Source organism: Asaia lannensis NBRC 102526 (genome assembly GCF_024054035.1).
GTDB classification, from domain to species: domain Bacteria; phylum Pseudomonadota; class Alphaproteobacteria; order Acetobacterales; family Acetobacteraceae; genus Asaia; species Asaia lannensis.
Map to the genome: position 1 here is coordinate 253,504 of NZ_JAMXQU010000005.1, position 8,615 is coordinate 262,118.

General features: G+C 60.0%; 8 protein-coding genes. 4 read left to right on the plus strand and 4 right to left on the minus strand.

The annotated features are described in order from the left end of the window. Positions 1–122 precede the first annotated feature (122 nt). Positions 123–401 carry an HU family DNA-binding protein gene (locus NF685_RS09160; protein WP_025884597.1) on the minus strand — a complete coding sequence of 93 codons (279 nt, stop codon included), beginning with the start codon at positions 399–401 and terminating at the stop codon, positions 123–125. Between the two features lie 188 nt (positions 402–589). On the opposite strand from NF685_RS09160, the gene xdhA reads away from it, so the two are divergent. The 4 genes from xdhA (at position 590) to NF685_RS09180 (ending at position 6,050) form a co-directional block, all read left to right on the plus strand. Then, positions 590–2,071, plus strand: a complete 1,482-nt coding sequence (gene xdhA / locus NF685_RS09165; protein ID WP_252849408.1) for a xanthine dehydrogenase small subunit — start codon at positions 590–592, stop codon at positions 2,069–2,071. A 91-nt stretch (positions 2,072–2,162) separates the two neighbouring features. Then, positions 2,163–4,457, plus strand: coding sequence for a xanthine dehydrogenase molybdopterin binding subunit (gene xdhB, locus NF685_RS09170; RefSeq protein ID WP_252849420.1), 2,295 nt, complete (start codon positions 2,163–2,165; stop codon positions 4,455–4,457). Then, entirely contained in the window at positions 4,457–5,356 is a 900-nt protein-coding gene (gene xdhC, locus NF685_RS09175) for a xanthine dehydrogenase accessory protein XdhC (RefSeq protein ID WP_222548561.1), read from the plus strand. Before xdhB ends, xdhC begins: the two co-directional genes overlap by 1 nt. 25 nt (positions 5,357–5,381) lie before the next feature. Beyond that, positions 5,382–6,050, plus strand: coding sequence for an HAD family hydrolase (locus NF685_RS09180; RefSeq protein WP_222548083.1), 669 nt, complete (start codon positions 5,382–5,384; stop codon positions 6,048–6,050). Between the two features lie 43 nt (positions 6,051–6,093). Here NF685_RS09180 and NF685_RS09185 read toward each other — a convergent pair whose 3' ends face one another. From NF685_RS09185 to NF685_RS09195, 3 genes are read right to left on the minus strand one after another with little or no spacing between them, the layout of a single operon-like run. After that, positions 6,094–6,282: a hypothetical protein gene (locus NF685_RS09185; protein ID WP_252849410.1), complete on the minus strand. Its 189-nt coding sequence runs from the start codon at positions 6,280–6,282 to the stop codon at positions 6,094–6,096. A gap of 5 nt (positions 6,283–6,287) precedes the next feature. Then, a complete protein-coding gene (gene feoB / locus NF685_RS09190) occupies positions 6,288–8,150 on the minus strand; it encodes a ferrous iron transporter B (RefSeq protein WP_252849411.1) in 1,863 nt (620 codons plus the stop codon). Positions 8,151–8,156: 6 nt separating this feature from the next. After that, positions 8,157–8,396: a FeoA family protein gene (locus tag NF685_RS09195; RefSeq protein WP_222548080.1), complete on the minus strand. Its 240-nt coding sequence runs from the start codon at positions 8,394–8,396 to the stop codon at positions 8,157–8,159. Between the last annotated feature and the right edge of the window lie 219 nt (positions 8,397–8,615).

An 8,615-nucleotide genomic window follows, 5' to 3' on the forward strand; every position in this document is an offset into this window, starting at 1 on the left:
GTGGGTAGTTGGCTGCAATGGCCAGCACGACGAACAGCGTCGTGTCGTATCGATGCAAGAAAGGGCAAGGGGCCAGGCAGGGCGGGCGTAAACGCCTCCACCCCGCTGGCGCCTCGAAAGGCTTACTTGCCTGCGAGGGCGTCCTTGACGTTCTTCGCGGGGGAGTAGCTGAGCTTTTTGGAAGCAGCGATCTCGATCGTTTCGCCGGTCTTCGGGTTGCGACCCTGGCGTGCTGCCGTGGAGCGGACCTGGAACTTGCCAAAGCCCGGGATCGACACTTCGTCGCCCTTGGTGGCGGCGTCGATAATGCTGGCCCAGACGGTGTCGAGGGCGGTCTTGGCGTCGGCCTTTGTGCCACCGGTGGCGGCGGCAATGCGGTCGATCAGATCAGTGGACTTCATTGTGATCCTCTTGCGTTTGTAATGGCCGTGGAGCCTTAGGCGCAGTTCGAAGCGATAACAAGGCAGGAAATGCAATATTCCTGATTGTTCTCCGCCGTCGAATCTCCCAATCATACAGGAGTTTCCGGAAATGGCGAAGGGGTTACCCTCGTTCTCTCTTTCAGCAAGGTCGCGTACAGGGGTCATTCATGCGCCAGACAATCAGGTTCTATCTGGGTGACCGACTGGTTACTCTGGGCGATGTCGCACCCGAGCGAACTTTGCTCGACTGGCTGCGCCATGAGGGACGCACCGGAACGAAGGAGGGCTGTAACGAGGGCGATTGCGGCGCCTGCATGGTGATTGTGGCGCGCCTGCGACGCGGCAATCTGTCTGTGCGAGCCGTGAATGCCTGTATCCAGCTCTTGCCAATGCTCGATGGCGCGGCCGTATTCACGATCGAGGATATCTCAGCCGGTGGGGTGCTTCACCCCGTTCAGCAAGCCATGGTCTCGCTTAACGGTGCACAATGCGGCTTCTGTACGCCCGGCTTCGTGATGTCCATGATTGCCTTTCGTCATGCGGAGCAGTCGGATGATGATGATGGGTCGACCGGTGCATCGATCGAGTCATCGATCGATGCGGCTCTGGCGGGAAACCTGTGCCGCTGCACGGGATACGCGCCCATCGTCAGGGCGATGAAACAGGCGCTCAGTGCCCCGGCTCATGATTTCGACAGACGTCTGGATGCGCTCGCCCCCAGGCTGAAGGCGCTTCAGGATGGCGAAGATGTCATCATCGGGACAGGAGAAGGCAATCTGTTTTTGCCGGCCACAGCGGAGTCGCTTTCCAACTGGCTGCAAAAGGTACCTGAGACGGTCATCGTCGCCGGGGCGACGGATGTGGGGTTGTGGGTCACGAAGGCGCTGCGCCGTCTTCCTGAGGTCGCGTTCATCGGGCAATGCGACGATCTGCTCGGGCTTGAAGAGGACGCAGGCGGACTCACGATCGGGGCTGCCGTGACCTATGAGGAGGCACGCGTGGCGCTCGGGAGCATTCTGCCCGATTTCGGCGTTCTCATAGGGCGTATCGGGTCCACGCCCATACGCAACAGTGCAACATTATGCGGCAATATCGCCAATGGCTCCCCCATAGGCGACGGTCCTCCTGCATTGATTGCCGCAGGGGCAATCCTGCATCTGCGCTGTGGCGCGGCACGGCGCAGTCTGGCGCTGGAGGCGTATTTTCTGGCCTATGGCAAACAGGATCGCAGGCCGGGCGAGTTCGTCGAAGCCGTCTATGTGCCGCGCCAGACACCGGATACCATCTATCGCAGCTACAAGATCTCCAAGCGCTTCGACCAGGATATCTCTGCCGTACTGGGTGCCTTCGCGCTGCGCTGCGACAAGGACGGGCGCATAAGCGACGCGCGGCTGGCATTCGGGGGAATGGCCGCCACACCCTGTCGTGCCCGAAAAGCCGAGTCCGTGCTGATCGGCGCTGTCTGGAATGAAGAAACGCTCGAACTGGCACGCGCTGCCCTGGACGACGATTTTACGCCGCTCAGCGATATGCGGGCGAGTGCCTGGTATCGCAGGACAGTCGCAGCGAATCTGCTGACCCGGTTCTATGAGGAAAGCCACGGTGAGACCGTGCGTCTCGCCAAGGCAGGGAGGCTGGCCCATGTCTGATAGACAGATATCCGAAGCGCCACTGACCGGCCCATCAGCGACGACTGCGCTACAGGATCAAAAACCGGAGGGCGGCCGCAGAACCGGTTCGATGAAGCACGAGAGCGCGATACTCCATGTGACGGGCAAGGCGCAGTATATCGACGATCTGCCCGAGCCGAAGAACCTGCTTCATGTCGTGCCGGGTCTGAGCGAAAAAGCGCATGCGCGGCTTGTTTCCGTCGATCTTTCCGAGGTGCGGGCCTATCCGGGCGTCGTATGCGTTCTGACGGCTGCGGATATTCCCGGCCTCAACCAGACCAGCCCTGTTCATGCCAATGACGAACCCCTTCTTGCGGAGGATCTGGTCCAATACGTCGGGCAGCCCATTTTCGCGGTGGTTGCGACCGAGCGCGCCATAGCGCGTCGTGCCGTGCGTCTGGCGCGCATCGTCTATGATGAACTTCCGGCCCTGTTCGATATCGACTCTGCGCGCGCCAATGGAAGCCCCGTTGTCTGGCGTCCGCTGACCATGGAGCGGGGAGATGCGGTATCTGGGCTGGCGAATGCTCCAAGGCGGCTAAGCGGGACGGTGGTGATAGGCGGGCAGGAGCATTTCTATCTGGAGGGTCAGGTGGCACTGGCCCAGCCGGGCGAGGCCGGTGAAATGCGCGTGTGGTCTTCCACCCAGCACCCTTCGGAAACGCAGCATCTGGTAGCGACCGTCCTCGGCAGGCCGCATCATCTGGTCACCACCGAAATCAGGCGTATGGGGGGCGGGTTCGGTGGCAAGGAATCCCAGGCGAATGGCTGCGCCTGTCTTGCTGCACTGGCGGCAGAGCGCACAGGACAGGCCGCGAAAATGCGGCTCGATCGCGATGATGACATGGTCATCACGGGTAAGCGGCACGATTTCAAGATTGTCTATGATGTCGGCTTTACTGCCCAGGGCGATATTCTTGCGGTCGATATGGAGCTTGCGGCGCGTTGTGGCTGGTCAGCCGATCTTTCCGGGCCGGTTACGGACCGCGCATTGTTTCATGCCGATAATGCCTATTTCTATCCCGATGTCCGTTTTCGCTCTCTTGCCCTCAAGACGAATACCCAGTCCAACACGGCGTTTCGCGGTTTCGGTGGACCTCAGGGCATCGTGGCTGCCGAACGTGTGATCGAGGAAATTGCCTTCGCGACCGGGATGGATCCGCTTGATGTGCGTCTGCGCAATGTCTACGGCACGGGAACGCGCGACGTGACGCCCTATCATATGGTCGTCGAGGATTCGATCAGCGATCTGGTCATGACTCAACTGGCCGAAAAATGTGCCTATCGGTCGAGACGCGACGACATATGCGCTTTCAATGCGACAAGCCGCACCCTGCGCAAGGGAATTGCGTTGGTGCCGGTCAAGTTCGGCATTTCCTTCACCGCCACCCATTACAATCAGGCTGGCGCGCTTGTGCATGTCTATACCGACGGGTCGGTGCAGGTTAACCATGGCGGCACGGAGATGGGGCAGGGTCTGCACACCAAGATGGTGCAGATCGTTATGCATGAATTCGGGCTTTCTGCCGAGGATGTGCGTATTACGGCCACGACCACGGGCAAGGTGCCCAATACTTCTGCAACGGCAGCTTCTTCGGGCGCCGATCTGAACGGTATGGCTGTGCTGGATGCCGTTCGACAGATCAAGGAGCGTATTACCGGGTTTGCCGCATCGAAATGGCAGGAGGCACCGGAGAGCGTTGTCTTCACCCCGGACGGGGTCCGGATAGGCGATGAGATGGTCGCATTTCGCGATCTGGTCTGGCAGGTCTATTTTGCGCGTATCTCTCTCTCCGCCAGCGGGTTTTACAAGACCCCCAAGATTTCCTGGGATGCTGCAACCGGACGGGGGCGGCCTTTCTATTATTTTGCCTACGGTGCGGCCTGTGCGGAGGTTACGCTTGATCTGTTGACCGGTGAGAATACGATCGATCGTGTCGATATCCTTCACGATGCCGGCGAATCCCTCAATCCCGATATCGATATCGGACAGATCGAAGGCGCTTTCGTGCAGGGGGCTGGCTGGCTGACCACCGAGGAACTGGTCTGGGATGCTCAGGGAAGACTGAGGACCCATGCGCCGAGCACCTATAAAATTCCTGCCTGTTCGGATCGGCCTCATATCTTCAACGTGATGCTGCTTGAGAATGCGCCTAACCGCGAAGCGACGATCTACCGGTCCAAAGCTGTGGGCGAGCCGCCTCTCGTTCACGGTGTCGCGGTGCTTCATGCCCTGTCCGATGCGATCGCCAGCCTTGGGCAGTATCGTCGCTGCCCGCAACTCGATGCGCCGGCGACGCCTGAGCGTCTGCTGCGTACCATCATGCAGATGCAGGCCTACGGCTCCGGGGGAGAGAGAGGCTGATCGACCTTGCCCTGCTTCGACGCTGGAGGCGCGAGTCCGTAGCCGTGCTGCGCGTGGTGATTGCCGGTACCAGAGGCTCGACCCCACGCGAGGTCGGGGCCTTCATGCTTGTCACGCCCGGCGCGCAGACGGGCACCATAGGGGGCGGCGCACTGGAGTGGTCCTGTCTCGATCGGGCGCGCAGAATTCTGCATGGCGAGGCCATTGCGCGCGAGCAGTGCTATACGCTTGGACCTGAGGCCGACCAGTGTTGCGGGGGCTCCGTCACGGTGCACTTCGAGCCTGTGTTCGATCTAGACAGGGAGGTCGCACGGCTTGAAGCATCTCATGAATCGAGACCGGTCCTCCTAGTTTTCGGTGCAGGTCATGTCGGGCGTGCTCTGGTTCAATCGTCATCGCTTCTGCCTTTGTCCGTACGCTGGATCGATTCAAGGCCGACGGAGTTCGGCCGTGTGCCTCATGGCGTGGCGGCCTGCGTGACCGATGACTGGGAGGGTGAAATCAGAGCACTGCGCCCGGGCGATGGGGTCGTGATCATGACCCCCAGTCACACGCTCGATGCCCTCATCACGGCGGCGGCACTCGAACGGGGCGATCTGGCCTATGTCGGGCTGATCGGCTCAAACAGCAAAAGGCGACGTTTCGAAGCCGGGTTCCGGGCTCTGGGAATCGCCCAGGAGCGCATCGATACGCTCGTCTGTCCGATCGGGGCGCATCCGATCCGTGACAAGCGCCCTCAGATCATCGCGGCGCTTGTTACCGCCGAAATGGCGATCGCGCTTGTGCCACGTTCTGCCGAATACGGGTCGGAAAACCATCATACAGACAGGGTCGCAAGGACCGGTCATGCGAAAGTGCAGGATGAAAACAGGCAACATCCGTCCGCGACGCATCGTTAAACAGACTGAACGTCAGGAGGAAAACATGACCGGTCCAGGACCCATCAGAGGCATTCTGTTCGATATGGATGGGCTTTTGCTCGATAGCGAAACCCTGTCGCTCGACGCATTTACGCTCGGTGCGCACGATCTCGGCTATGACATGCCGCTCGAATTTGCCCGTCAGATGATCGGTCTGCCCGGCGATGCCTGCGCACAGCTTGTGATTGATCGCTATGGACCGGAGATCGATCTGGACGGGTTGTTCAGGGCGCAGAACAGGCATCTGCATGCTCTCGTCGACGCGGGCAAACTCGTGCTCAAGAAAGGCGTGTTGCCGCTGCTGGATTATCTTGACGAACGAAGTCTGCCGAGGGCCATCGCGACGTCTTCAAGCCGTGACCGGACCGAGATGCATCTGCGTCATATGGGTATCTACGACCGATTCGATGCCATCATTACCCGTGACGATGTTACGCGTGGCAAGCCCGATCCGGAACCTTATTTGCGTGCTGCAGAAGCGATCGGCATTGCTTCCGCCTATTGTCTTGCGCTCGAGGATTCCCATAACGGCGCCAGAGCGGCGCATGCAGCAGGCATACGCGTGATCGTCGTGCCCGATCTCATGGCGCCGAATGAAGAGATTATCGGGAAAGCTCATGCGATCATGAACGATCTGCATGAGGTACGCGACTTTATCGCGCGTGCCGACTGACCTGCGTTCTTTCGATTTGTGTTTTCACGATGGGCGAGACGGCTTAATGGCAGCCGCCGCCCTTGCAGCCCGTACATCCGCCACAGCCTTTCTTGTCGCTTCCCTGCGCTGACACGGGTGCGGCCAACCCCAGTCGCGCCTTGAGGCGCGCAGCCTGGGCGGGCAACAGCCGGTTGAGCCAGTAGAGGCTGGCAGCGAGAACAATGGCGAGGACGATCAGATACTGGATCATGGGTTTTATCCGGTAAAAGCGCGGGTCACGTGATAGGTAAGAAAGGCTGCGAGATAGGCAAGGCCAAACAGATAGGCTGCTGCCCCGGCAACCACCTTGAGAGAACGTGTTTCACGACGCATGACCGCGAGGGTTGAGATGCATTGTGGCGCATAGACATACCATGCCAGCAGGGCGAAGGCAGTGGCCATGCTCCAGTGTGCACTGAGCAATGGAAGCAGCTGACTGGCTGCATTGTCGTCACTGGCACCCAGTGCATAGACGGTTGCCAGCGCACTGACGGCCACCTCACGCGCAGCCAGGCCGGGGATGAGCGAGACGCATATCTGCCAGTTGAACCCGAGCGGTGCAAAGACAGGAAGCATCCAGTGGCCGATATGACCTGCAAAGCTGTAATCGATGGCCGCACCCGTCGCATTGGGGGGCGGCGCAGGAAAGCTCGACAAGGCCCAGAGCAGGACGTTGAGCGAGACAATGATGGTGCCGACACGTGACAGGAACATTACAGCCCTCTGCCACAGGCCGAGCGCAATGCTTTTGAGATTGGGCGTGCGGTATGGGGGCAGTTCGAGCATCAGGGGATGCTCGTCAGAGGCGACGCCGTGCGTCATCAGCCTCGCGGCCAGAATGCCGCTGACAATGGCCACGAGATAAAGTCCGAACAGAACCAGCCCCTGGAGGCCAAGAAAGCCCAGCACAGTACGATGCGGTACGAAGGCGCCGATCAGAAGCGTATAGACGGGCAGACGCGCCGAGCAGGTCATCAGAGGCGCAATGAGGATTGTGACGAGACGGTCGCGCGGATTCTGGATTGTGCGGGCCGCCATAATGCCGGGAATGGCGCAGGCGAAGCTCGACAGCAGCGGGATGAAAGACCGCCCGCTCAGCCCGGCCAGAGCCATGACGCGATCGAGCAGGAACGCCGCCCTGGGCAGGTAACCGGTCTCCTCAAGGGTGAGGATCCATAAAAATAGAATAAGAATCTGCGGCAGGAACACGATGACCGTGCCCGCTCCGGCAAAAACGCCATCTGCAAGCAGGCTGCGTAGCAGTCCTTGTGGGAGGGGGGAGACGATCATCTGCCCCAGAGAGGCGATGCCGGCCTCCAGCGCATCCATGATCGGTTGCGCCCAAGCGAAAACCGTCTGGAACATGAAAAAGAGCACGACCAGAAGGATAACCGGTCCCCACACAGGATGGAGAAACCAGCGGTCGAGTCTGTCCGCCACACGGTCGCTACGCAGGCTTGCCTCATTCGTATAACGTGCAATCAGCTCGCCGACCTGTCCATGCAGGTCGGTATCGCGAAGCGGAGGCGGTGGGGACAGACGATCTGTCTGGTCGAGCGCAGCAAGCAGATGGGTGATGCCGCTCTTGCGCAGGCTGATGGTCGGTACGATAGGCAGACCGAGCGCCTCAGCCAGTCCGGGGACATCGATCCTGAGCCCGAGACGCTCGGCTTCATCCATCATGTTCAGCACGACCATCATGGGACGGCCGAGTTGCATGAGTTCGAGCAGAAAGCGCAGATGAAGCTGCAGATTGCTGGCGGAAACGACACAGATGATCAGGTCGGGGGCCGGTTCCGAACGATGGCGCCCCATGCACACGTCGCGCGTGACATCCTCATCCGGACTTGTGGCGCTCAGACTATAGGCGCCGGGCAGATCCAGCAGACGAACGGGGCGTCCGGCAGGCGTTGTAAAGTAACCTTCCTTGCGTTCGACCGTGACGCCAGCATAGTTCGCCACTTTCTGGCGACTGCCTGTCAGCTGGTTGAACAGGGAGGTCTTGCCGCAATTGGGATTGCCGACAAGAGCGGCACGCAACGGAGCAGTCTCCGTTATGGTCGATGTGACGGCATCCATCGGCGATCAGAAATCGTGTCTGAGCGCGACACGCGATGCTTCGCCACGTCTCAGGGCAAAGCAGGTCGATCCCAGACGAACGGCAATCGGATCGTGCCCGACAGGACCGGTGGCCACGATCTCGACTGGCGCGCCGGGAATGAAACCCAGTTCACCAAGGCGAAGCGCAATCGGGTCGTTATCCATACGGGAGACGACCTGACTGATTACCGCGTGGGCTCCCTTGGGGAGGGTGTCGAGAGTCATTGGAAAGCACACCTAAGCTGACTGGCCCTGAAGCCCTCTGAGAACGCTTCTCAATTGCCTAGATAGTCCTTCACGTTTTCTTAGGGAAGGGGGAGGGAGCGAAATCCTCTAACAAGAGCGCGACACCCCAGGTTATGTTGACAAAAGCTCTGATCCGGAACCTTGCGGTATTTACGTCAGGGAATAATCGGCAGGCTCCCACGGATCAGCAGTTCCCGA

Excerpts from the sequence above, each read along its gene's own strand:
- NF685_RS09160 (WP_025884597.1), bottom strand. The coding sequence starts at position 401 with ATGAAGTCCACTGATCTGATCGACCGCATTGCCGCCGCCACCGGTGGC.
- NF685_RS09180 (WP_222548083.1), top strand. The coding sequence starts at position 5,382 with ATGACCGGTCCAGGACCCATCAGAGGCATTCTGTTCGATATGGATGGG.
- xdhA (WP_252849408.1), top strand. The coding sequence starts at position 590 with ATGCGCCAGACAATCAGGTTCTATCTGGGTGACCGACTGGTTACTCTG.
- NF685_RS09195 (WP_222548080.1), bottom strand. The coding sequence starts at position 8,396 with ATGACTCTCGACACCCTCCCCAAGGGAGCCCACGCGGTAATCAGTCAG.
- xdhB (WP_252849420.1), top strand. The coding sequence starts at position 2,163 with ATGAAGCACGAGAGCGCGATACTCCATGTGACGGGCAAGGCGCAGTAT.
- feoB (WP_252849411.1), bottom strand. The coding sequence starts at position 8,150 with ATGGATGCCGTCACATCGACCATAACGGAGACTGCTCCGTTGCGTGCC.
- NF685_RS09185 (WP_252849410.1), bottom strand. The coding sequence starts at position 6,282 with ATGATCCAGTATCTGATCGTCCTCGCCATTGTTCTCGCTGCCAGCCTC.